At 63.0% G+C, this 19,450-nt stretch carries 29 protein-coding genes; 17 read left to right on the top strand and 12 right to left on the bottom strand.

What is annotated here, in order from left to right; translation table 11 throughout:
• The first annotated feature begins 122 nt into the window (after nt 1-122).
• Nucleotides 123-872, top strand: a complete 750-nt coding sequence (locus tag IVB05_RS22880; RefSeq protein WP_247778171.1) for an NAD(P)H-binding protein — start codon at nt 123-125, stop codon at nt 870-872.
• An 863-nt stretch (nt 873-1,735) separates the two neighbouring features.
• Here IVB05_RS22880 and IVB05_RS22875 read toward each other — a convergent pair.
• Complete coding sequence (locus tag IVB05_RS22875) at nt 1,736-1,990, bottom strand: hypothetical protein (protein WP_247778170.1); 255 nt, start codon at nt 1,988-1,990, stop codon at nt 1,736-1,738.
• Nucleotides 1,991-2,208: 218 nt separating this feature from the next.
• On the opposite strand from IVB05_RS22875, the gene IVB05_RS22870 reads away from it, so the two are divergent.
• Nucleotides 2,209-2,448: a hypothetical protein gene (locus IVB05_RS22870; RefSeq protein ID WP_247778169.1), complete on the top strand. Its 240-nt coding sequence runs from the start codon at nt 2,209-2,211 to the stop codon at nt 2,446-2,448.
• A gap of 125 nt (nt 2,449-2,573) precedes the next feature.
• On the opposite strand, the gene IVB05_RS22865 is transcribed toward IVB05_RS22870, so the two are convergent.
• On the bottom strand, nt 2,574-2,996 hold the full coding sequence (locus IVB05_RS22865; RefSeq protein WP_247778168.1) for a hypothetical protein: 423 nt from the start codon (nt 2,994-2,996) through the stop codon (nt 2,574-2,576).
• Nucleotides 2,997-3,171: 175 nt separating this feature from the next.
• On the opposite strand from IVB05_RS22865, the gene IVB05_RS22860 reads away from it, so the two are divergent.
• Nucleotides 3,172-3,960 carry an SDR family oxidoreductase gene (locus IVB05_RS22860; RefSeq protein WP_247778167.1) on the top strand — a complete coding sequence of 263 codons (789 nt, stop codon included), beginning with the start codon at nt 3,172-3,174 and terminating at the stop codon, nt 3,958-3,960.
• 96 nt (nt 3,961-4,056) lie between these two features.
• Here IVB05_RS22860 and IVB05_RS22855 read toward each other — a convergent pair whose 3' ends face one another.
• Complete coding sequence (locus tag IVB05_RS22855) at nt 4,057-4,212, bottom strand: hypothetical protein (protein ID WP_247778166.1); 156 nt, start codon at nt 4,210-4,212, stop codon at nt 4,057-4,059.
• Between the two features lie 10 nt (nt 4,213-4,222).
• Nucleotides 4,223-4,456, bottom strand: coding sequence for a hypothetical protein (locus IVB05_RS22850; protein WP_247778165.1), 234 nt, complete (start codon nt 4,454-4,456; stop codon nt 4,223-4,225).
• Nucleotides 4,457-4,695: 239 nt separating this feature from the next.
• Here IVB05_RS22850 and IVB05_RS22845 point away from each other — a divergent pair, with 239 nt between their 5' ends.
• Entirely contained in the window at nt 4,696-4,881 is a 186-nt protein-coding gene (locus IVB05_RS22845; protein WP_247522190.1) for a hypothetical protein, read from the top strand.
• A gap of 197 nt (nt 4,882-5,078) precedes the next feature.
• Here the strand turns inward: IVB05_RS22845 and IVB05_RS22840 are convergent, their stop codons facing one another.
• The 3 genes from IVB05_RS22840 to IVB05_RS22830 form a co-directional block, all read right to left on the bottom strand.
• Nucleotides 5,079-6,089, bottom strand: coding sequence for a hypothetical protein (locus tag IVB05_RS22840; protein ID WP_247778164.1), 1,011 nt, complete (start codon nt 6,087-6,089; stop codon nt 5,079-5,081).
• A gap of 250 nt (nt 6,090-6,339) precedes the next feature.
• Nucleotides 6,340-6,522 carry a hypothetical protein gene (locus IVB05_RS22835; RefSeq protein ID WP_247522192.1) on the bottom strand — a complete coding sequence of 61 codons (183 nt, stop codon included), beginning with the start codon at nt 6,520-6,522 and terminating at the stop codon, nt 6,340-6,342.
• Between the two features lie 9 nt (nt 6,523-6,531).
• Nucleotides 6,532-6,765 carry a hypothetical protein gene (locus tag IVB05_RS22830; RefSeq protein ID WP_247778163.1) on the bottom strand — a complete coding sequence of 78 codons (234 nt, stop codon included), beginning with the start codon at nt 6,763-6,765 and terminating at the stop codon, nt 6,532-6,534.
• Nucleotides 6,766-7,090: 325 nt separating this feature from the next.
• Between IVB05_RS22830 and IVB05_RS22825 the strand changes: the two genes are divergently transcribed.
• The 4 genes from IVB05_RS22825 to IVB05_RS22810 all read left to right on the top strand — a co-directional run bounded on the left by IVB05_RS22825 (nt 7,091) and on the right by IVB05_RS22810 (nt 9,056).
• Complete coding sequence (locus tag IVB05_RS22825; RefSeq protein ID WP_247778162.1) at nt 7,091-7,432, top strand: hypothetical protein; 342 nt, start codon at nt 7,091-7,093, stop codon at nt 7,430-7,432.
• A 164-nt stretch (nt 7,433-7,596) separates the two neighbouring features.
• On the top strand, nt 7,597-8,187 hold the full coding sequence (locus IVB05_RS22820) for an NAD(P)H-dependent oxidoreductase (RefSeq protein WP_247778161.1): 591 nt from the start codon (nt 7,597-7,599) through the stop codon (nt 8,185-8,187).
• A gap of 211 nt (nt 8,188-8,398) precedes the next feature.
• Nucleotides 8,399-8,746, top strand: a complete 348-nt coding sequence (locus tag IVB05_RS22815; protein WP_247786853.1) for a hypothetical protein — start codon at nt 8,399-8,401, stop codon at nt 8,744-8,746.
• A gap of 127 nt (nt 8,747-8,873) precedes the next feature.
• Entirely contained in the window at nt 8,874-9,056 is a 183-nt protein-coding gene (locus IVB05_RS22810; RefSeq protein WP_214491290.1) for a hypothetical protein, read from the top strand.
• An 87-nt stretch (nt 9,057-9,143) separates the two neighbouring features.
• Here IVB05_RS22810 and IVB05_RS22805 read toward each other — a convergent pair whose 3' ends face one another.
• Nucleotides 9,144-10,049: a 2-dehydropantoate 2-reductase gene (locus IVB05_RS22805; RefSeq protein ID WP_247778160.1), complete on the bottom strand. Its 906-nt coding sequence runs from the start codon at nt 10,047-10,049 to the stop codon at nt 9,144-9,146.
• 157 nt (nt 10,050-10,206) lie between these two features.
• Here IVB05_RS22805 and IVB05_RS22800 point away from each other — a divergent pair, with 157 nt between their 5' ends.
• The 5 genes from IVB05_RS22800 (at nt 10,207) to IVB05_RS22780 (ending at nt 13,920) form a co-directional block, all read left to right on the top strand.
• Nucleotides 10,207-10,482 carry a hypothetical protein gene (locus IVB05_RS22800; protein WP_247778159.1) on the top strand — a complete coding sequence of 92 codons (276 nt, stop codon included), beginning with the start codon at nt 10,207-10,209 and terminating at the stop codon, nt 10,480-10,482.
• A gap of 134 nt (nt 10,483-10,616) precedes the next feature.
• Nucleotides 10,617-12,023: an adenylate/guanylate cyclase domain-containing protein gene (locus tag IVB05_RS22795; RefSeq protein WP_247778158.1), complete on the top strand. Its 1,407-nt coding sequence runs from the start codon at nt 10,617-10,619 to the stop codon at nt 12,021-12,023.
• Between the two features lie 185 nt (nt 12,024-12,208).
• Nucleotides 12,209-12,799 (top strand): septal ring lytic transglycosylase RlpA family protein, encoded by a 591-nt coding sequence (locus IVB05_RS22790; RefSeq protein ID WP_247778157.1) that lies wholly within the window; start codon nt 12,209-12,211, stop codon nt 12,797-12,799.
• Between the two features lie 234 nt (nt 12,800-13,033).
• Nucleotides 13,034-13,399 carry an MbcA/ParS/Xre antitoxin family protein gene (locus IVB05_RS22785; RefSeq protein WP_247786851.1) on the top strand — a complete coding sequence of 122 codons (366 nt, stop codon included), beginning with the start codon at nt 13,034-13,036 and terminating at the stop codon, nt 13,397-13,399.
• On the top strand, nt 13,396-13,920 hold the full coding sequence (locus IVB05_RS22780; RefSeq protein ID WP_247778156.1) for an RES domain-containing protein: 525 nt from the start codon (nt 13,396-13,398) through the stop codon (nt 13,918-13,920). The genes IVB05_RS22785 and IVB05_RS22780 overlap by 4 nt, the downstream gene beginning before the upstream one ends.
• 133 nt (nt 13,921-14,053) lie before the next feature.
• Here IVB05_RS22780 and hisC read toward each other — a convergent pair whose 3' ends face one another.
• Together hisC and pdxY are read right to left on the bottom strand one after the other, a co-directional pair.
• Nucleotides 14,054-15,133 (bottom strand): histidinol-phosphate transaminase, encoded by a 1,080-nt coding sequence (gene hisC, locus IVB05_RS22775; RefSeq protein ID WP_247778155.1) that lies wholly within the window; start codon nt 15,131-15,133, stop codon nt 14,054-14,056.
• A gap of 96 nt (nt 15,134-15,229) precedes the next feature.
• Entirely contained in the window at nt 15,230-16,078 is an 849-nt protein-coding gene (gene pdxY, locus IVB05_RS22770; RefSeq protein ID WP_247778154.1) for a pyridoxal kinase PdxY, read from the bottom strand.
• Nucleotides 16,079-16,188: 110 nt separating this feature from the next.
• Between pdxY and IVB05_RS22765 the strand changes: the two genes are divergently transcribed.
• Both IVB05_RS22765 and IVB05_RS22760 read left to right on the top strand, forming a co-directional pair.
• Nucleotides 16,189-16,458 carry a DUF2312 domain-containing protein gene (locus IVB05_RS22765; RefSeq protein WP_247522202.1) on the top strand — a complete coding sequence of 90 codons (270 nt, stop codon included), beginning with the start codon at nt 16,189-16,191 and terminating at the stop codon, nt 16,456-16,458.
• A 412-nt stretch (nt 16,459-16,870) separates the two neighbouring features.
• Entirely contained in the window at nt 16,871-17,137 is a 267-nt protein-coding gene (locus tag IVB05_RS22760) for a hypothetical protein (RefSeq protein WP_247778153.1), read from the top strand.
• 290 nt (nt 17,138-17,427) lie between these two features.
• Here the strand turns inward: IVB05_RS22760 and IVB05_RS22755 are convergent, their stop codons facing one another.
• On the bottom strand, nt 17,428-17,601 hold the full coding sequence (locus tag IVB05_RS22755) for a hypothetical protein (RefSeq protein WP_247778152.1): 174 nt from the start codon (nt 17,599-17,601) through the stop codon (nt 17,428-17,430).
• A 177-nt stretch (nt 17,602-17,778) separates the two neighbouring features.
• Between IVB05_RS22755 and IVB05_RS22750 the strand changes: the two genes are divergently transcribed.
• Nucleotides 17,779-18,057 carry a DMT family transporter gene (locus IVB05_RS22750; RefSeq protein WP_256473448.1) on the top strand — a complete coding sequence of 93 codons (279 nt, stop codon included), beginning with the start codon at nt 17,779-17,781 and terminating at the stop codon, nt 18,055-18,057.
• A 32-nt stretch (nt 18,058-18,089) separates the two neighbouring features.
• On the opposite strand, the gene IVB05_RS22745 is transcribed toward IVB05_RS22750, so the two are convergent.
• Nucleotides 18,090-18,434, bottom strand: a complete 345-nt coding sequence (locus tag IVB05_RS22745) for a tRNA-binding protein (RefSeq protein WP_247778150.1) — start codon at nt 18,432-18,434, stop codon at nt 18,090-18,092.
• A gap of 178 nt (nt 18,435-18,612) precedes the next feature.
• Here IVB05_RS22745 and IVB05_RS22740 point away from each other — a divergent pair, with 178 nt between their 5' ends.
• A complete protein-coding gene (locus IVB05_RS22740; RefSeq protein ID WP_247778149.1) occupies nt 18,613-19,257 on the top strand; it encodes an FMN-binding negative transcriptional regulator in 645 nt (214 codons plus the stop codon).
• Nucleotides 19,258-19,450: the final 193 nt, after the last annotated feature.

Raw genomic sequence — 19,450 nt, 5'->3', positions numbered from 1 at the left:
CCACCAGTATAGGTGGTGCAACTTAATCCGGGGTTTACAGTGGGGCTTGTCACACCGGCGCCTTGCCGTGCGTCTTGGATGCAGCGCGGGGTTGCCGCGGCTTCAGGGAGAGGAGCGAGGTAATGAAGATCGTTATCATCGGCGGCACGGGCCTTATCGGCTCGAAATTGGCCCCGTTGCTCCGGTCGCGCGGCCATGAGGTGCTGCAGGCGTCGCCGAGCAGGGGCGTCAACGCCGTGACCGGGGAGGGCCTGCAAGGAGCGCTTGCGGGCGCCGACATCGTCGTCGACGTGTCGAATTCGCCCTCGTTCGAGGACAAGGCGGTGCTGAACTTCTTCGAGACGGGGACGCGCAACCTGATCGCGGCTGCGAAGCAGGCCGGTGTACGGCATTGCGTCGCGCTGTCGATCGTCGGCACCGACCGGCTCGAGAGCAGCGGCTATTTCCGTGCCAAGCTGGCACAGGAGCGGCTGATCGCGAATTCCGGCCTGGCTTATACGATCCTGCGCGCCACCCAGTTCTTCGAATTCGTTGGCGGGATCGCGGATTCCGGGCGGAGGGATGGCGCGGTTCATGTTTCCAGCCAGTTGATGCAGCCGTTGCTTTCCGACGATGTCGCCGCTGCTCTCGCCGACGTGACCCTCGGCGAGCCCGCCAATGGCATACGCGAGGTCGCAGGTCCCGAAGCGGCGCCGCTTGCGGACTTCGTCGGCCGCTGGCTCCGCAAGCAGGGCGACACCAGCCGGATCGTGGCGGGGGCCGACGTGCCGTATTTCGGCGCGCCGCTCGCGTTGCGCACGCTGGTGCCGGACGACGGCGCGCGGATCATGCCGACGCGTTTTGATGATTGGCTGGGCAGGACCGCCGCGTAGGCAGAGGCGATCCTCATCGTCATTGCGAGCCAACCCGTTGGCTCGCAATGACGATGAATTATTGAAGCGCCACACGACCGTCATGCCCCGCGAAGGCGGGGCATCCAGTACGCTGCGGCTTCTCGATTCAATCACTGCTGTCTCTGAATACTGGATCGTCCGCCCCAGTGCGCAATTGCGCACAAGGCGGACGATGACACCGAACGTGCGTCCGCTATCTCGCGGCACGTTGTGCCCGAGGTTTGCATCTTCTTGTGTCCCTCCAGAGTTTAGAGGGCGCAGGGAAGACCGGGTGCTTGCTGCACCCGCGGTCTCGCGTGCGATTTGCGCAAACAAAACTGCACACGAGCATACAGGGCAGCGGGAACACTCCGGCCTTCCCTGCGCAATGGCTTTACGGCTTATAGCGAGCTCTCCCCGGTGAACGGCTCTTTTGCCACCGTCGCTCCTCAAGAAGCTTGCTTCTCAAAGAACTTGACGCCAGCACCGCGGCGTCAGGACCACACGACTTCGCCGTACGCTCGAGCCACACACGTCAGTCGCAGCTCTCGCGTCCATCGCATCTCACCGCACGTTCGTGACGATGGCCAACGCCCCTCAATCGGGTGAGACGGGCGGAGTTATGCGGCTGATTTGGCCTGCGGCGGAAGCGGAATATTTTTGCAAAAGGGACTCGACAGACTTTTGGTGATTTGCCCGTCGTGTTGATCTGTCGCAGTTGTGCATCAAGATTGCGCTTGCGTGCGAAGCAAATCAGTTCGCAGTCCGTAGGGTTGGCAAAGCGAAGCGTGCCCACCATCATGAGCGGAATGCTTGATGGTGGGCACGTCGCTAACGCTCCTTTGCCCGCCCTACGGACTGTGTCACTGCGTTTCTTCGGTCGCGCCCTTTGCGGCGGAGCGGGGCTGGGCCGGCGCCTTGGCGCCCGTCTCCCGACAGGGCAGTTGCGCCCACGAACCGTCGGCCGCCTGCTGGTAGGCCTGGCAGGAGGAGGCCGCAGGCGCCTCGGTTGCTTTCGCCGTATGCGAATGCGCGCTGGAATTTCTGGCGAGCGTCGGCGCTGCCAGCGTAAGGAGGGCGGCCGCCGAACCGAAGAAGATCGCTTGTCCTAACCGCATGGGAAATTCTCCATTCTCGAAAGCGAAATGCCTTCTTCTTCCTAAAGAGGATTGTGGAAAATTTTTGGAAATGCCGGGGAGTGTTGCCAGCGTTTGCTTAACGCTTTGCAAACGGCCGGGGCCGCTGATGCCCCGCAGCAGGGACGAATTCTGTCTCTCGATGGAACCAGTTCCCTCGCCGTGCGTTGGCTTGGCATCATGCCGAAGGCAGGGCGTCCATGCGTCCGGAAAAGTCACTCTTCAATGCCGTGCTTACCCATTTCCTGATGGGCGTGACGCTTGGGCTGTCGCTGGTGCTGTTGCTCGGCCTGATCGATGCTTTTCACGTCAGGGACCTGGTTGCCAAAAGCAGTGCACCTGTTCAGACCACGGTGATGCTGGTCACGACCTACGGCCTGATGTTTGGCATCGGCGCGGCGCTGACCGGTCTGGTGCTGACACTTGAGGACGATAGCTGACGGCGAATGCAGGGCTACTTGCTGCCGAGCGTGATGACTTTTCTTCGAATCGTCATCCCGCTCTATCTCTTTGATTTGAGCATGATCTCTTCGGAAAACCGGTACCCACTTTTCCGGATCATGCTCTAGCGGCGCAGGCGGGCGATCGTGCCGGCGATGATCTGCATGGAGACGCCGACCACCCATCCGGCCATGATCATCGATATCCATACCAAATGCGGATCGTGGCGCAGCACGATCACGCCGACGCAGGCGAACGCCGAGAACGCCGCGAGGAAGGTGCCGATCGCGCTGAGCAGTTCCGGCGTGTCGATTTTGCCAACCCAGGCGCCATCCTTCGATGCGGTGAGGGGGTGGGGCGGCGTGTCGATGCCGAGATAAAAGCCGACGGCGCCGCCGATCATCATCAGGAGCAGGAAGGCCTGATTGGTGAGTGCGGAATGGCTCGTTCCCACCAGCGCCGCCACAAACAACCCGCTCGCCGCGCCTGCCATGGCAAGCCCAAGGCGTTCCAGAACGTGGGCGACTTTTCGAACGCGGGTTTGCATGGTGGTGAGCCCACCGGTTACAGAGTGGAGACTAGGACGGTTTCCAGCAAGGTGGAAGCAACCTAGCGGTGCAGATGGTGCGCCGATTGATACAGCGCAAGATGCTGCCAGCCATGCGGTGAGTAGGGGTGCAAGAGCGAGCGTATTGAAATTTGTTTCGATGGGAGACGCGAACATGAGCCTGCTGAGTACGCCATTCGATGCCACGCGCGAGGCGGCGCTCGTCACCGGCGCGGGCAACGGGATCGGCCGCGCGATCGCGCAAGCCCTGATCGGCGAGGGTGTGCGCACGGTGTTTGCCGACGTGAACCGGGACACGGTGACGGCGGCCATCAAGGCCTCGGCCCGGCCGGAACTGGCGGTGCCCTGGGTCGGCGATCTCGCCGATGCCGCGGCGCGCGATGCGCTGCTGGCGGACGCTGCCGCCGCCCTGGGACGCGTGACGCATTTTGTGCACAGCGCCTCGCCGCCGCGGCGCGAAGCCGATCATGCGCTTGGCGTCAGCACCGAGACCTGGGCGCAGATGCATGCGGTGAATCTTGAAGCCGGATTCCATCTCTCGCGCGAACTGGCGCGAAAGCTGATCGCCGACAAACAGTCCGGCTCGTTCCTGCTGCTGACCTCGCTGCATGCCGGCACGCCGCGCAACCTGCCGCACTACTCGACGTCGAAGGCGGGGCTTTCGATGCTGGTGAAGGAATTGGCCAAGACGTTTGGCCGCTTCGGCATCCGCGTCAATGCACTGGTGCCCGGCGCGATCGCAGCCGGCGGCTTCGTCGCCGATCCCGCGCTCGCAAGACACATTCCGCTCGGCCGGCTCGGGCAGGCCGGCGATCTTGCGCCGCTGGCGCTGGCGGTGCTGTCGAACCGGATATCGGCCTACGTCACGGGCGCCGCGATCGTGATCGACGGCGGCCTGTCGCTGACGAACTGGTTCGAGCCGCCGGAGTTGGGAGATCTGTAGGATGGGTGGAGCGAAGCGATACCCATCGTGCTTGTGGACCGCGAGTGATGGGTTTCGCTTCGCTCTACCCATCCTACGGGAGCGCGGGCTACAGGGCTACTGAATGCCCTGATGCTTCGCGTGCCATTTCGGGCCGGGGCCGCGCATGTAGTGCAGCTCGGGGCGGTAGGGGTTGCGGGCAAGATCGATCAGCCTGTGCCAACGGATCGCGATTTCTGCCAGGCGTCGGAGAAGCGGTTGCGTGGCCAACATGGCGGACCTCTCAATGCAGCTTGCCGAGCATGGAGGAAAACGGCAGCTCGAAGATTTCGTCGTTGAGATCGTCGCTGACATGCAGCGTCCAGTCGCGCCAGTCTTCCGGACCCTGCGCCGTAATCAGCGACTGCACGACGCGGGCGGCGTGATCGCGCACTTCGGCCAGGTTTCCGACGGCGGTGCCGCGCCGGTCGATGCATACGCCCTCGGAATTGGAGTAGTGGAAATAGACTCTTGCCATGTCCGACTCCCGCGATTGCGATTCACGCTGAAAAATACCAGTCGAAAGACCGACTTGATATTCGGGGAGATTGCGGACGGGATATTACGGGGACCGCAGGTGGAACCGCACGATCCCTGAACTCGTCCGAAAATTATCTGTCGCAGCGGGAGGAACGAGACTTTCGGTTCGGCCGTTTCACGAGCAAGCCGCGACGAAGCGAAATGCGGCGTGGACTGGTGGAACCCTGGGAGAGCGACATGATGTCGGAAATGCAGATCCACACGATTGCGCGCCAGATGATGGAGAAGCACGGCCTCACCGCGATCGCGCAAGCCGCACACAATGCGCTGGCTTGCGAGAGCAAGGGCGATGCCGAGGAAGCCAGGGAGTGGCGTCATATCGAGGACGCCATGAAGATGATGCGGGGACCGCACCAGAGCTAGCCGATTGGCGTGGTCACTTGTCCCGGACGCGGTGCGGCCCAGGCGATGCGGAGGATCGTCCGGTAGCGCTGCTCTGCTGAGCCGGGACCCATCTCTAACATGGACCCCCGGATCAGCAGCGCATCATGCCGCAAACATAGCGAAGACGCGCGTGAACGCGCTGTTGGCGCCGCGCAGCATCCGGGGAACGCAGCTACCTACCGCATCGGCATCGGCGGGCGTACCACCGGCTCGCCGTCATCGGCTATCGTTTGCTGAGGCGGTAACGGTGCGGCGGCCTGCGCCGGCCGGAGCGGCGTTGCGGGAGCGGCCGCAATCGGTGCGGGCGAATAGGACGGCGAATAGGAATAGGCCGGTTTCGGCTTGCGCGCGGGTGGCGGGGCGGCCGGCCGCGGCGCAGGCGGCGTCAGCGCCGACACCCTCGGCCGCAGGTTCTGCTCGGCTGGTCTGGTTTCGGCCGCTCTGGCCTCTGAAGCTTTGGCAAGTTCACGCGCCATTTGGGCCTGGCTCGCCCTGAGCTGCGCGATGGTGGTTTTCAGCTCCTCGACCTGCTGGCCCATCGTGGCGAGATCCCGCGCCATCGATTGCAACTGGGACGATTCCGCAGAAGGAGCGGCGGCGGCAGTGGCAGCTGGTTCGGGCTGAGCCGGCGCTGCCGTTGTCGCTGCTGCCGGTTGCGCAGCGGCCTGCTCTGTCGCGGCGGATTCGGTGGCCGGCGCCACGCTCGGCTCCTCAGCGACGGCAGGCCTGGTTGCCGAAGGCAATGCCGCCAGCACGAAGGGTGGCGCCCACTCGGCGGCCACCGCCTTGGCCTGATCGCCATAATGCTGCCAGGCCGCGGCAGCCATCGCGCCGCACAGGCCGAGCAGCGCCATGACCACGCGCTTCACCCATTTGGACATCGGCCGTTCGCCGGGAGGCTTGAGACCATCCACCTTGATCTCGCTTGGCCTGACACTCTCAAGCTGGATATCGCGCGCGTCCGGGGCCCGAAACGTCGGTTCGACCTGCGGAATCGGCGCGCCGGCCGAAATCGGCGGCGTAACTTGAATTTGCGGCTTCGCCGCGATTTGGACTTGCGGCGCCGCCGGAGGGGCGGCCGGATCGTGCGCCAGCGGTGGCGCTTTTTCGGCATGCGCGTGCAGCAGCGATTCGATCGCAAAGACGTCGTGCGGATCGGTGTCTTTCAGCGTTGGCGTGGATTGCATTGGCGGTCCCTTGCTCAGTCCAATGTCACCCGCATCGGGCGGCGAGCCATGCTTGCGGCGTGGAAAACCCTCTGCCCAGAAAGCCTTGTCCAAGCCACCACACGGCCAGCGAGGTTTGACCAAAGCAAGGCGATCTCGTGGAGAGGTTGGGGCCGTGGGTTCCGGTGCTGGAACCGGAGCGCAAGGAATGCGCGAAGGAAGGGATTTTCCGGATCTGGCGCCGACCGCGTCGGCGGCTCGGTCGGCGGTCTTAGACGGCTGCGCCTGCGACGTCAGCGCGATGCCTGGCGCGCCATTTCGGGCCGGGGCCGCGCATGTAGTGGCGCTCGGGACGATAGGGGTCGCGGGCGCGCTCGATCAGGCGGTGGCAGCGCGCCACGATCGCATCGAGGCGGCGGAGCAGCGGCATGAAGGGCGGTCGTGCCGGCAGCATGGCAACCTCTCAGTGCGGTTTGCCGAGGACGAAGGCGAACGGCAGAACGAAGATCTCTTCGTCGAAATCGTCACTGACATGCACGACCCAGTCGCGCCAGTCTTCCGCGTCGCGGCCCATGATCAGCGACCGGACGATGCCGGCCGCGCGCTCGCGCGCCTCGGCGAGGTCGCTGACCGCTTCGCCGGATCGATCGATCCGGACTTCCCGGGAATTCGAGCAGTGGAAATAAACCTGGGCCATGTTGGCCTCCTGCGCTTAGGCGAAGCTACTCTTATTGGTACGAAGCTAGCCCCAGAAGGTTTTGCCCATCCGTGATGCACCTCACAGTCGGTCATTAAGATTTTATTAATGCTGTAGTGGTCAAACTTTAGGCATGGAATCGCAGCGGAACCGGACCTCCCGAGCCGGCAGTTGCAAGAGAAGGCCGGTGGCGTAACGCCCGCCGGCCTTTTCTCTTGCCGGTAAGAGGCAATCGTCTCTGAAAATCACGGCGCTGTGAATCGACCTCTGGAACCAGCATCTCGCTTTGCCCGTTCGTTCTTCATATGCAAATGGAGAATGAGCGATGATGAAACTGACAATGCTTGGCGCGGCCGCGATCCTTGCGACGGCGCTTGCGACGCCTGCGATGTCGCAGGAAGCGACCCAGGAACCCGGCATGATCGGGTTCAACTATCCGAACTCCAACTATCTGCGCGGCGGATATGGCGTTCGTCTGCCGAGCCGGTACGACTACAGCTACTACGGACCTTACTACGGACCTCGCGTGTACTACGGACCTCGCGTCCATTACGGTCCCGGGCCCGTTGGGCTTGCGGCTGGCGTAGCGGTCGGAACGGCGGCTGCGATCGCGGGCGCGCCGTACGTTGATTCCTACGCCTATTATGACGGGCCCGGCTATTGGTAGAGCCGGACGCGCAACTGTAACGAAGCGGCCGCAAGGCCGCTTTTTTGTTGCGGCGATTTCAGTGTGTAGCCCGATGTTCAGCGCGGGCCGGCAGGCTCGGGCCTTGCATGGGAATTGCCCGCATGGTTCGAGTGCATCATCCAATGCCTTAAGGTGCAGGTGTCATGGGCAACCGCATTCTCGTCTTTTACGGCTCTTACCGTTCCGATCGCATGGGCATCCGGCTGGCGCAATTCGTCGTCGAGGGGCTTGCCGCCCGCGGCGACGATGTCGAACTGATCGACGCCAAGGCGATCGGCCTGCCGATGCTGGACCGGATGTACAAGGAATATCCGAAAGGCGGCGCGCCGGCCGCGCTCGAAAAACTGGCCGAGCAGATCCGCACCGCTGACGGCTTTGTGTTCGTGACCGGCGAATATAATTGGGGCATGCAGCCGGGGCTGAAAAACCTCACCGACCATTTTCTCGAAGAATGGTTCTGGCGCCCGGCTGCGATTGCGAGCTATTCGGCCGGCCGCATCTCCGGCGCGCGCGCCGCGCTCGCATGGCACGGCACGCTTTCGGAAATGGGCATGGTGGTGATTTCGAGCTCGATCGCCGTAGGCCCGATCGCGCAGACGCTGACCGAAGACGGCAAGCCGACCGGCGAGGGCGGCAAGGCGCTGTCACACGCGTTCCCGCGCTTTGCGGACGATCTCGTGTGGTGGATGGAGGCGGCAAGGGCGCAGCGGGAAAAGAAGAAACCGCCGTATTGAGGTGATGCCTGCGTAGGATGGATATCGCTGCGCTCCACCCATCCTACGAACTGCGCCATGCCGCGATTAGAGCGCAATGATGGCGGAAGCGCACCCACTTTTCGCCACGCCTCGACAGCAGATTGCGCTTCGCCTGCCATCTTCCGCCTTCTTCCCCGAGTTGCCTGAGGCAGCTCATCCGCTCCGTGTACCGGAAAAATTGATGTCGCCAATGAAAGCGCGCTGCGGTCTGCTTGTTGTTACCGTCATGGCCGCGCTGGGCGGATCGGTGGCTGTCGCGCAGAATCTCGATCAGGGCAAACCGGCGCCAAAACTGTTCGCCGAAAGTTGCGCATCCTGTCACCGCAGCCCGCGCGGCCTCGCCAAGGGCCGCTTTCACCTCACGCTCTATCTGTTTCTGCAAAAACACTATTCCAGCGGCTCGAGCTCGGCCTGGGCGCTGACGTCCTATCTGGAATCCATCGACAGCGGAAAGCGCGTCGCGGCGAGGCCTGCGACCAAGACCGGCGCGTCGCGGTCACGCTTGTTGCGGCCGCCGGCGCCGGTGCCGGCGCGCTAGGCGCGCGCTCTGCGCGATCAGTCACGACTTGCTCACGGCTGCGCTACGAAATCTCCTCAACCCGGCCATCTTTTCGACCTTTGCCGGCCTAGCATCTTGGGCGTGTGTGTGGCGGGGAGTAACGACGATGGTGGTGGCAGAGCTCAAGACCAAGGTGGAGAAGTACGAGACGAAAGCCTCGCGCTGCGAACAGCAGGCGCGGGAAGCAACCGACAAGGCCGAGCAGAGCTTTTACGAAGTGTTGGCCGGCTACTACGGCAGCCTGGCAACGGATTTTCGCAAGATCCTCGAGAAGCGAGTGATCGCGTAGGCGGCGCTCGCTTGTAGCCCGGATGAGCGTTAGCGAAATCCGGGGCGGTGTTGGCGTGGTCCCGGATGTCGCTAACGCTCATCCGGGCTACCGCCGTGACAACTCCTTGCCCCGTTCCGCCAGCTTCACCATCACCTGCAGGGCGTGATTGGTCGGCGTGGCAATGCCGAGTTCGGCGCCCTTGCGCACCACATAGCCGTTGAGAAAGTCGATCTCGCTGGGCTTGCCGCGCGCAAGATCCTGCGCGGTGGACGACATCTGGTTCGGCATGATGGCCGGGATGTTCAGGATATGCGCGAGGAGATCGTCGCCGATCGATACGCCGCAGGCGCGGGCGACCGCTGTCGCCTCCTGCACCGCGCGCGTGACGACATTCCGGGTGCCTTCGACTTCCAGCATCGGGCCGTAGGAAATGCCGGCCACGGCGGAAAGCGCGTTGAAGGCGCAGTTGATGATCAGCTTGCTCCACAGCGTCTTGTCGATGTCGTCGGCGATCGTGATGCCGATGCCGGCGGCCTGAAGCGTTTGCGCCAGCGCCTCGCTCGTGGCGGAGGCGCCGATGGCGAGGTCGCCGCCGCCGTGATGCCTGACATGGCCGGGCCCGGCCATCTCGCTGCCGACATAGACCACCACGGGAATGACGGCGTGGCCGGTGACGGCGGCAAGACGCGGCGCATTGTCGACGCCGTTCTGCAGGCTGAGGACGGATGTTTCCGGCAGCAAGCGTCCGGCGAGCGACCGGCCGGCTTGCTCGGTATCGGCCGACTTCACGCAAACCAGCACCAGGTCGGGCGAGGCGAGGGCGCTTGCGTCGGTCGCGGCTTTGGCGGGCAGATGGCCGTTGAAAGTCTTGGTGTCCAGCAGCAGGCCATGGGCGTTGATGGCGTCGACATGCGGCTGCCTGCCGACGAACGTCACGTCATGTCCGGCCCGCAGCAGCAGTCCTCCATAGTAGCATCCGACCGCTCCAGCACCGACGACCGCGACTTGCATGCTTTTCTCCTGTTCGGCAGGCCCTGCTGCTAACCGGTTGGGCTCTCACCATTAATTGAGTGCGGGGAACTGCATTGTTGCAATGCAATATCGTGATATCGCATTGCAACAAAAAGGGTGTAGTCTGTTGCTTCGAATCCTACCCCGGAGAATTGAAGTGCAGAAGACTTACCTATCCATCGCAGCCGCCGCCGTACTCTCGATTGTGGGCGCCACTGCCGGTTTTGCGGCGGAGCTGCCGGCCTATGAAACGAAGGGGCTGCCGATATCGGCGGCGCAGGTCAGCGTGCTGGGCGCCGCTGAGGTCACGGAGCAGTCGCCGGCGCTGACCTCCGCAGCCACTGCGCATCAGCTGAGCGTCCTGACGCCGCGGACGACACGGACGGCCGAGACGGCCACGCCAGCCCCGACGACCGGTCGCGCCATTCGCTGACGACATCTCCAACGCCGCTTGAGCAAGAAGCCCGCGACATCGTCGCGGGCTTTTTGTCTTGCTGGCTTATCCGGGCCGCGCGCGGGATGGGTTAGCGGGTGTTCGCGCTGCCTTCTTTCAGGTAGCATTGTCGCATGAGCGAAACCGGGACGTCGTTTGCGGCTCTGCGTCAGTCGTCCGACGAAGCCGTTGTGGATATGCTCGAGCGCATGGTGCGGGATGCTCCGGATCATGCCTTGAACAAGATGAACGCGCTTGATCTCGCAGGCACGGCGGGCATCGACGAAGATCGGGTCATCGCAGCCCTCCTGAATGCGGTGGGGCTCGGCATGTTCGAGATGACATGGAACGTGATGTGCCCGAGCTGTGCCGGGGTTCTTTCCGCCAACAAAAGCCTGAAGACCCTGGATCGGGCGCAGTATCATTGCGCGTTCTGCGCCGCGGGCTACGAGACGACGCTCGATAATCTGGTCGAGGTGACTTTTACGGTAAGCCCGCGCGTGCGGAAGATCGCGGCCCATAGTCCCGACCAACTGTCCGCGGCCGAATATTATCGCCAGATCTTCTGGAGTTCGGCGATCGATCTTCCGGACGATCTGGAGAAGCTGCTGGACGAGGTCACGCTCGAAATCGTCGACTTGCCGGCAGGAGAAAGGGCCATCCTTTCCCTGCAGGTGCCGCAGGGCACGCTGATCATGTTCGATCCCGTGACGCATGCGGCCCAATTCCTGGAGGTCAGCGGCGAAGAGACCAGCGAGCGCCAGAACCTGTCCGTGATCTTCAACAAGATCCAGGTTCCCGTCGACAACGTTACCCTGCGCCCCGGGCCACTGCGCCTGGCGTTGGACAACCGCACCGACGGTCGCGTGTTGCCGGCGGTATGGGTGGCGAACCCGACGCTGGATGACCTCCTGAAGCGACGAAAATCGGTTCTCACGGCAACGCGTCTCCTCACCAATCAGACTTTTCGCGATATCTACCGGACCGACACGCTCGCCATCGGTCAGCGCCTCAAGATCCTGAGCCTGACTTTCCTGTTCAGCGATCTCAAGGATTCCACCGAGCTCTACGAGCGCGTCGGTGACCTCACAGCCTTCGATCTCGTCAACGAGCATTTCAGGCTGCTGCAGGAGATCATCGTGTCCGAAAGGGGGGCGGTGGTGAAGACCATCGGCGATGCCATCATGGCGACCTTCGAGACGCCCGACCGCGCCATTGCCGCTGCAATCCGCATGCGCGAGGCGATGAGCGATCTTGGCGCCGAGCGTCAGCACCAGAGCCTGCGGCTGAAGATGGGCATCCACGAAGGCTCATGCCTCGCGGTCACGCTCAATGGCCAGCAGGACTATTTTGGCCAGACGGTCAATATCGCGTCGCGGGTCCAGGGCCTTGCGGCCTCACGCTCGATCGTGGTGACGGAGCAGGTGGTGGAGAACGCCCATGCCCGGGCCCTGCTCGAGAGCAACGGGCTGAAGCCGGCGACGAGACGCGTGGCGTTGAGCGGCATCGCGGACAAGGTGTCGGTCTACGAGATTTCCTGACATAGCTCGCTGGTAGTGGCTACAGGATCCAGCAAATCCTGTGACGCAATCACCACACTCGAACGGAATTGCGCTGTGGAAATCGTGGCTGTTCGCGTCCGGCCACGCTTCCGCCCGGATTCGGTCCCGCCATTGCCGCGTGTTGGTTTTCGGCTTGGGCTGGGGCGCGAGCGGGGGATTGCAACATGTCTTCCATTGGCTGCATCAGTACTTCGTGCGTCGACGTCAGGGCAGGCCATACTCAACTTGAAGCGCCGTTAATCCCGGCCGCGTGTGCCGGGAAGTTCATACGGCTGCTTGCTGTCACGCTCGCAGCCGCATCGCTTGCGGCCTGCGCGCAGTCCTCGGTCGTCACCCAGAAATCCGAACTTCGCGCCAGCCGGCAGGCGTCGGTGGACCACGATCGAACGACATCGTCCATGATGAAGAGGCGCGTGGTGGCGTTGAGAAAGCACACCCCGTTCGCGTCGCGCGGGGATGCAGGCGGCGTCAAAACGGCCTCGCATGGGGTTGCCAGCTTCTACACCGAGGGAACCAAGACCGCGAGCGGCGAAAAGTTCAACACGCTCGACATGACCGCCGCCCATCCAACGTTGCCCTTCGGCACCAAGTTGCGCGTGACAAACGTCGCGAGCGGCCAGTCGGTGACGGTGCGGGTCAATGACCGCGGTCCCTATGTTCAGGGGCGTGTTGTCGACGTCTCCTATTCCGCGGCCGACGCGCTGGGAATGGTGGGGAAGGGTGTCGCCAAGGTCAAACTCGACGTCGTGCAGTAGCTGACGAGGCGCGCGGGGGCTTGGCCGGGCTCGGGTAGCCTGGCCAGCGAAAGGTGGACAAAACCAGGAATCCGTGCCATATAGAATGCCATATATTTATGGCGTCAGGTAGCTGCCATGACTGCATCAAAACACCCAACGCGCGGCGGCAAAACCGTACGCGGGATTGCCGCGCGAGCCAAATCGCTGCACAAGGGCAGCGCCGCTGCAGCTCGCAAGTCAGATAAGCCCGTGATGCTGAGCAAGCCTCTCGTCTCCCAATTCTTCGATCCCAAGGGCTTCGTGATCGTCGATCGAGTCGCGGAACGCTTTGGCATGTCCAAGCAGCAGTTCGCCGAAACCATCGGCGTCAAGCCCGAGACGGTGTATCGCGTGACACGTGTTTCGGCCCCGAAAACGCAGGCCCGCGCCACCGAAATGCTGGAAATCGTCGGCCGCATCGCCGGTTGGGCTGGCGGCGAAAAACAAGCGATGGCGTGGTATCGCGCGGAGCCGATCGCTGCCTTTGGCGGTCGCACCGCCGAATCCCTGGTGAAGGAAGGCAAGGCGGCTGCTGTCCGCGATTATCTTGATCACATCGCCACTGGCGGCTTTGCTTGAGATGGCAGGGCGTTTGCTATCGCGGACATGATCCGAGGTGGGCGTGGTCGCCGACGTCGGGCGATGGTGCGGCGGCGAAGGGCGGACGGTTCAATCCGGTCGGTACACCCGCGCTTTACCTGGCGCTGACGATTGAGGGAATGTTGACCGAGATGGGCCATGGCTTCGGGCATCGCATCGACCCGCTCACCATCTGCTCCTACAACGTCGACGTCGAAGATATCATCGATCTGCGAACCGACGCGGCGCGCGCCACCGAGGATATCGATCTCGCGGCGTTGTCCTGTGCATGGGCTTACGATCGCGCCAACGGTCGGACTCCCGCGTCGTGGGATATTGCCACGCGTCTGATTGCAAAAGGCGCTGCCGGAGTTCTGGTGCCATCCTTCGCGAATGGCGCTCGGCCAGACATGTCGAATCTTGTCCTGTGGCGTTGGGGGGCGTCTCCCCATCTGGTTCAAGTGCACGATCCAGCCGGACGTTTGCCAAAGGACCAGTCGTCCTGGCCTGCTTCAAGTTGATCAGCGAGTAGGCGGATGAGCCAACGGGTCGCGCGAATGCGCGCCCCGCGACGAGCGCAATTGCGCTCGCGCGGTGATGACAGGCTCCGCGATATCCGGGGCGGTGTCAGAGTGGTCCCGGATGTCGCTGCGCTCATCCGGGCTTCTGTAACGGGCCGCCCAGGATATCCGACAGCGCCGACAACAGCCGCTCGATTTGCCCGTCTGTGCCTACACTTATCCGCAGATAGTCGGCGATACGAGGCGCGGAAAAATGGCGGACGATCACCGCCCGTTGGCGCAACGCGGCGGCCAGCGCCGCGCCTTGGTGCGCCGGATGACGCGCGAAGACGAAGTTGGCGGAAGATGGCAGCACCTCGAAGCCGAGCCCGACCAGGCCGCGGTTTAGCCGCTCGCGGCCTTCGATCACGCGCGCGCGGCTCTGTTGAAAATAGGCTTCGTCCTCCAGCGAGGCGATGGCGCCGGCCTGGGCGGGGCGGCCAAGGGGATAGGAGTTGAAGCTGTCCTTCACCCGGGTGAGCGCCTCGATCAGGTCGGCGTCGCCGATCGCATAGCCGACCCGCAAACCCGCCAGGGCCCGGGACTTGGACATGGTTTGAACGACCAGAAGGTTCGGGTAGGAGGCGACCAGTGGGATCGCGGTCTCGGCGCCGAAATCGACATAGGCCTCGTCGATCACAACGGGGGCGTCTGGATGCTGCTCCAGCAGGGTAACGATCTCGGCCCGTGACAACGCGACCCCGGTCGGCGCATTCGGATTGGGAAGGATTAGCGCGCCGGCCGACCGGCGATAGTCGGAACAGCGGATGTGCATGGCCTGATCGAGCGGGACGGTTTCGTAAGCGATGCCGAACAGGCGGCAATAGACCGGGTAGAAACTGTAGGTGATGTCAGGAAAGAGCAACGGCGCATCATGCTTCAGCAGCGCGGCGAAGGCGTGCGCCAGCACCTCGTCCGAGCCGTTGCCGACGAACACTTGTTCTGATCGTACCTGGTGGTAGGCGGCCAGAGCGTCCCGCAGCGCTGACGCCTGTGGGTCCGGATAAAGACGCAGCGTGTCAGTCGCCTCGCCGCGAATGGCTTCCAACGCGCGTGGGGAAGGACCAAACGGACTTTCATTGGTGTTGAGCTTGACCAGTTCCGCCATGCGGGGCTGTTCGCCCGGCACATAGGGTTTCAGGTCGTGCGTCAGGCTGCTCCAGAAACGGCTCATTGTTCTCTCCGGCGAGTGGCAAGTAGGACGGATTAGCGAAGCGTAATCCGCCGATTGGTTGCGGATGAATGGCGGATTACGCTTCGCTAATCCGCCCTACGGGCTGATCGCGATACATTCGAACTTGCGCTGCGGATGAACGAGCAACTCGGCACTCTCGACGATGCGCATTTCCTCGGTGCCAGCGGCTGCAGTGCGTTCCAGCACGGCGAAGATGGCTGACGCGGCGTGGCTGAGCGCATCCGGCGTATCGTCGCCGCGGAGGCGCGCGGCGACCAAAAGCGCGGCAAACAGATCGCCGGTGCCGTTCGGGCTGATTGGCAGTTTTGGCGTGCGCACGCGAAAGGATTTTGCGCGTTCGACGGCCAGGGTCTCGATCTCGCCCGCAGGTGTGTCGGCAAGCTCGGCGCTGGTGACGACGACCGTCCCGCGCGCCATGAACGCGCGCGCCGCCTTGAGCACCTGATCGATCGTAGCAGCCTTCGCCCCGCACAGCCATTCGAACTCGAAATGATTGGGCGTGATGATATCGGCAAGCGAACACAGAAGATCGCGCACCAGCGGCGGAATATCGGCATGGACGAACAGGCCGCGGTCGCGATCCCCGAGCACAGGATCGCAGCAATAAAGCAGCGCGGGATTTTTGGCCTTGGCGCGCGCGACGAAGTCCGCGACCACGGTGGCGTTGTCAGCCGAGCCGAGATAGCCCGACAAAATCAACTGCGCCGCATCGACCGCGCCGCGCTCCTCGATGCCGCGCAGGAGATCGGCGACGAGTTCTGCATCGAGCACCCGGCCGCGGACGGTCGGGTAGCCCGGCCGGTTGCTGAGCAGCGTGGTCGGCACCGCCACCACGTCGATTCCATGCATCTGCATGGGAAAGACCGCGGCGCTGTTGCCGACATGGCCGTAGGCGACCTGCGACTGGATAGAAATCACGTTCATGTGGTCAAGTCTGGGGATTATCGAGTTATGGGGACGGGAACTCTCCGAGGTTAACACATTGGTTATTTGTTTGCGGGCATTTTCACGACCTCATTAAACAGGGAGGCACCATGTCTGACGTCACCATTCCCGGCGGCCGGATTCGTTCTTTCGTCGAGCGGATCGAGAACATCGACACCGAATTGGCTGAACTGAACGAGCAGAAGAAGGAAGTGTTTTCGGAGGCCAAGGGCGAGGGGTTCGATGTGAAGATCCTCCGGGAGATCATCAAGCTGCGGAAGCAGGACCAGGACGAGCGTGACGAGCGCGAAAGCCTGCTCGATCTCTACATGCGCGCTATGGAAACCGCGCCGCCGGAGAAGACCGCGAAGGCGGCCTGAGCGAGGCAAAGAGTCGGGTGGGTTAGCGTAAGCGTAACCCACCACCTTGCCGCGAGAGAGCGTCGGTTTACCCTACGCTGATCCGCCCTACGCAGCGAACGCGGATTGTAGCCCGGATGAGCGCAGCGATATCCGGGGGCGGTGTTAGAGTTGTCCCGAATGTCGCTGCGCTCATCCGGGCTACTTGCTCAACATAAGCAAACGCATCACTCTGCAGCGCGTAAGCGCGCCGATCTCGATCCGCGGGCCGCGGATCATACAAAAATTCCAGCGAACCTTCGCGGCTGGTCGTGCGACCAACGCATGGTTTCCGCGTTCTGTATCACCTGATTATTCATTGCAGCAGTGAACCATTGCAACGCGCCAAACGACCACCAAGCCTGTATTTCAAAGCTATTCCAGGAGAATTGACGTGAAGAAGATTTCCCTCGCCGCTGCCGCCGCTGTGCTCGCGATGACGGCTGCCACCGCCAGTGTCGCTGCCGAGTTGCCGACCTACGAAAAGGCGGGCTTTCCGGTCTCGCCCGTACAGCTTCAGGTCATGGGCGCTGAGAGCGTCCAGGAAGCGGCGCCGGTCACCACGTCGGCCACGGCCGTTCAGCTGACCGTTCTGACGTCGCGGAACAGGATCACGACCGCACAAGGCTCGAGCGAAACCGTCGGTTACGCCATTCGCTAAGGGCGCGGCGCAGCTTCGTCGCAAGTTTCTCCGCGATATCCCCGCGCGGAGCAAGAAGCAAACGCGTCGTTAAGAATTGGCCCGCGCTGATTTGTGTGATTCCGATTCGTTCCTTGCGAACAAATTGGAGTCGGATGGAGAACAAAACTGTGGTGCTGCGTGTTTCTCTGCCGACGCCGTCGCTATCTGTTCGATCCGTACCCGCGTCATAGCGAGCGTGGCCCGGATGAGCGCAGCGATACCCGGGACGATATCGCTGCGCTCATCCGCGCTACATGCTGCAGGCAGGCTCACCGAAACAGCGCGAAATAGATCACGTAGAGCCAGCCCAGGATGCCGTGGATGATCGCCCAGAGGATCGAGTGGTTGTTGGTGTAGGAGATCGCGATGGCGAGTGCCGAGCCAAAACCCACGCCGTATTTTGCGCCCTCGACGCGAACCCCGTAGTATCGATTTCCGTTCATGGCGATCCTTCCCGAGTAGCGAGTAGCGTGGGTTAGCGCAGCGTAACCCACCGATCCAGGGCGAGGGAATGGCGGATTACGCTCCGCTAATCCGCCCTACGAGCCCTGCGTGGGCGTGGGTTGAACCGCTGTGCGGCCCAAGTTAAGCGTCCGCGATGAACGAGCCGACCGGCGGCCCTGTTTCCATCAAAAAATCGGATCCGAAACTGGCCCTGCTTGGGGTCGCGTGCGGCGCTGGCGCGGGGCATCCTGGCCGGCCCCGCCGCGCTCTATCTTTTTGCGTTCTCGATCCAGACCATCGGCGTCGCCCGCGCCGCGGTCTTCCCGGCGACTGTGCCGGCGCTGACGATACTCATCGGCTGGCTCCTGCTCGGCGAGCCCCCGACCGCGCTGCAGGCGGCGGGACTGGTGACGGTGCTGTTCGGATTCTATCTGGCGCAAAGGCAGCGAGCGTAGCCCGGGTCGCGCGAATGCGCGCCCGATAGGCGTCAAAAAATCGGCTCGCCGATCGCCACCTCGCTGCGCGGGTCGAGCACGATCACATTACCGTTCGCGTCCTTGGCGCCGAGGATCAAGAGTTCGGACGTGAAGCCCGCGATGTTCTTCGCACCGAGATTGCAGACGCACACAACCAGCGAGCCGAGCAGCGCTGCCGGATCGTAGTTCGTGATCTGCGCGCTCGACCACATGATCCTGTCAGCGCCGACGTCGACGCCGACCTTGTAGGATGGGTTGCGCGCGCGGGGAAACGGCTGGACGTCCACGACCTTGCCGATCCGGATGTCGAGGCGGGCGAAATCGTCGTAGGTGGCCGGGGGCTTTAGCGGGGGCATGGCGTCGGACTCAATTGGCAGACTGGATTTCGGGGAACGGTCGAATGAGGTGTCATGAAGCCTCATATCGCAGTTGCCTTGCGGTTGGAACGTACCCTGGAGCAGGTTGGTGATATCAGGCCGAATAGGTTAGCCTTTACGGAACCCCTCCATCCTCCAGCCGTTCGAGCGCCTGGCCATGCACATTCTTCGACCCCAGTTTCGCATCGAGGAGGAGCGCGCGCTCGCTTTTGCTGCCGAGCGTGGTTTTGGCGTGATCGTGGCCGCGGATGAGCGCGGCCCGCGCGCCTCCCACGTGCCGCTCGTGATCCTGCGGCGCGACGATCGGGTGATCGTCCAGATTCATCTGACAGCGAAAAATCCGCTTGTGCCGCTCGCCGACGGCAGCAGGCGCTTCCTCCTGATCGTCTCCGGCGACGACGCCTATGTCTCCAACGACTGGTATGCCTCGCGCGACAACGTCTCGACCTGGCTCTATCAGGCCGTGCATCTCTCCGGCATCGCGTACTTACGTGAGCGCGACGACAACCGCGCCCACGGCGACACCCTGCTCGCGGTCTCCGAGGCGCGCCTGCCGAAACAGCCCTGGGAACTCACCCAGATGGAGCCCACCAAGCGCGAGACGATGCTGGCCTCGATCCGCGTCATCGATCTCGTCGTCGATGAGATCGAGGGCCAGTCAAAGCTCAACCAGCACAAGTGCGATGAGGATCACGTGGCGGTCGCCAACCAGTTGGCCCGCGCGGAGGAGACGGGGAGCAGAAGGTTGGCCGGGAAGATGCGGGCGCTGCGGCCGGGGCTTGGGTATGATGTTGAGCAGTAGCGCGGATGAGCCAACGGGTCGAGCACGGCATCCGTGCTGCGCAAGTACGAAGCAAACGCGTTGTTAAGAATTGGCTCGCGCCGATTTGCACGATTCCGATTCGTTCTTTGCGAACAAAATGGAGTCGGATGGAGAACAAAGCTGTGGTGCTGTTTGTTTCGCTACCTCGGCAGAGTATCGGCTATAGTTGCGC

The organism is Bradyrhizobium sp. 170 (assembly GCF_023101085.1).
In the GTDB taxonomy this organism is placed as follows: domain Bacteria; phylum Pseudomonadota; class Alphaproteobacteria; order Rhizobiales; family Xanthobacteraceae; genus Bradyrhizobium.
This window is presented reverse-complemented; position numbering and strand designations above follow the sequence as displayed.

Excerpts from the sequence above, each read along its gene's own strand:
- IVB05_RS22765 (WP_247522202.1), top strand. The coding sequence starts at position 16,189 with ATGTCTGACGTCACCATTCCCGGCGGCCGGATTCGTTCTTTCGTCGAG.
- IVB05_RS22740 (WP_247778149.1), top strand. The coding sequence starts at position 18,613 with ATGCACATTCTTCGACCCCAGTTTCGCATCGAGGAGGAGCGCGCGCTC.
- IVB05_RS22815 (WP_247786853.1), top strand. The coding sequence starts at position 8,399 with ATGAAAGCGCGCTGCGGTCTGCTTGTTGTTACCGTCATGGCCGCGCTG.
- IVB05_RS22825 (WP_247778162.1), top strand. The coding sequence starts at position 7,091 with ATGATGAAACTGACAATGCTTGGCGCGGCCGCGATCCTTGCGACGGCG.
- IVB05_RS22835 (WP_247522192.1), bottom strand. The coding sequence starts at position 6,522 with ATGCTGCCGGCACGACCGCCCTTCATGCCGCTGCTCCGCCGCCTCGAT.
- IVB05_RS22850 (WP_247778165.1), bottom strand. The coding sequence starts at position 4,456 with ATGGCAAGAGTCTATTTCCACTACTCCAATTCCGAGGGCGTATGCATC.
- IVB05_RS22810 (WP_214491290.1), top strand. The coding sequence starts at position 8,874 with ATGGTGGTGGCAGAGCTCAAGACCAAGGTGGAGAAGTACGAGACGAAA.
- IVB05_RS22870 (WP_247778169.1), top strand. The coding sequence starts at position 2,209 with ATGCGTCCGGAAAAGTCACTCTTCAATGCCGTGCTTACCCATTTCCTG.
- IVB05_RS22845 (WP_247522190.1), top strand. The coding sequence starts at position 4,696 with ATGATGTCGGAAATGCAGATCCACACGATTGCGCGCCAGATGATGGAG.
- IVB05_RS22860 (WP_247778167.1), top strand. The coding sequence starts at position 3,172 with ATGAGCCTGCTGAGTACGCCATTCGATGCCACGCGCGAGGCGGCGCTC.
- IVB05_RS22875 (WP_247778170.1), bottom strand. The coding sequence starts at position 1,990 with ATGCGGTTAGGACAAGCGATCTTCTTCGGTTCGGCGGCCGCCCTCCTT.
- IVB05_RS22795 (WP_247778158.1), top strand. The coding sequence starts at position 10,617 with ATGAGCGAAACCGGGACGTCGTTTGCGGCTCTGCGTCAGTCGTCCGAC.
- IVB05_RS22785 (WP_247786851.1), top strand. The coding sequence starts at position 13,034 with ATGCTGAGCAAGCCTCTCGTCTCCCAATTCTTCGATCCCAAGGGCTTC.
- IVB05_RS22820 (WP_247778161.1), top strand. The coding sequence starts at position 7,597 with ATGGGCAACCGCATTCTCGTCTTTTACGGCTCTTACCGTTCCGATCGC.
- IVB05_RS22855 (WP_247778166.1), bottom strand. The coding sequence starts at position 4,212 with ATGTTGGCCACGCAACCGCTTCTCCGACGCCTGGCAGAAATCGCGATC.
- IVB05_RS22745 (WP_247778150.1), bottom strand. The coding sequence starts at position 18,434 with ATGCCCCCGCTAAAGCCCCCGGCCACCTACGACGATTTCGCCCGCCTC.
- hisC (WP_247778155.1), bottom strand. The coding sequence starts at position 15,133 with ATGAGCCGTTTCTGGAGCAGCCTGACGCACGACCTGAAACCCTATGTG.
- IVB05_RS22805 (WP_247778160.1), bottom strand. The coding sequence starts at position 10,049 with ATGCAAGTCGCGGTCGTCGGTGCTGGAGCGGTCGGATGCTACTATGGA.
- IVB05_RS22840 (WP_247778164.1), bottom strand. The coding sequence starts at position 6,089 with ATGCAATCCACGCCAACGCTGAAAGACACCGATCCGCACGACGTCTTT.
- IVB05_RS22830 (WP_247778163.1), bottom strand. The coding sequence starts at position 6,765 with ATGGCCCAGGTTTATTTCCACTGCTCGAATTCCCGGGAAGTCCGGATC.
- IVB05_RS22755 (WP_247778152.1), bottom strand. The coding sequence starts at position 17,601 with ATGAACGGAAATCGATACTACGGGGTTCGCGTCGAGGGCGCAAAATAC.
- IVB05_RS22880 (WP_247778171.1), top strand. The coding sequence starts at position 123 with ATGAAGATCGTTATCATCGGCGGCACGGGCCTTATCGGCTCGAAATTG.
- IVB05_RS22790 (WP_247778157.1), top strand. The coding sequence starts at position 12,209 with ATGTCTTCCATTGGCTGCATCAGTACTTCGTGCGTCGACGTCAGGGCA.
- pdxY (WP_247778154.1), bottom strand. The coding sequence starts at position 16,078 with ATGAACGTGATTTCTATCCAGTCGCAGGTCGCCTACGGCCATGTCGGC.
- IVB05_RS22865 (WP_247778168.1), bottom strand. The coding sequence starts at position 2,996 with ATGCAAACCCGCGTTCGAAAAGTCGCCCACGTTCTGGAACGCCTTGGG.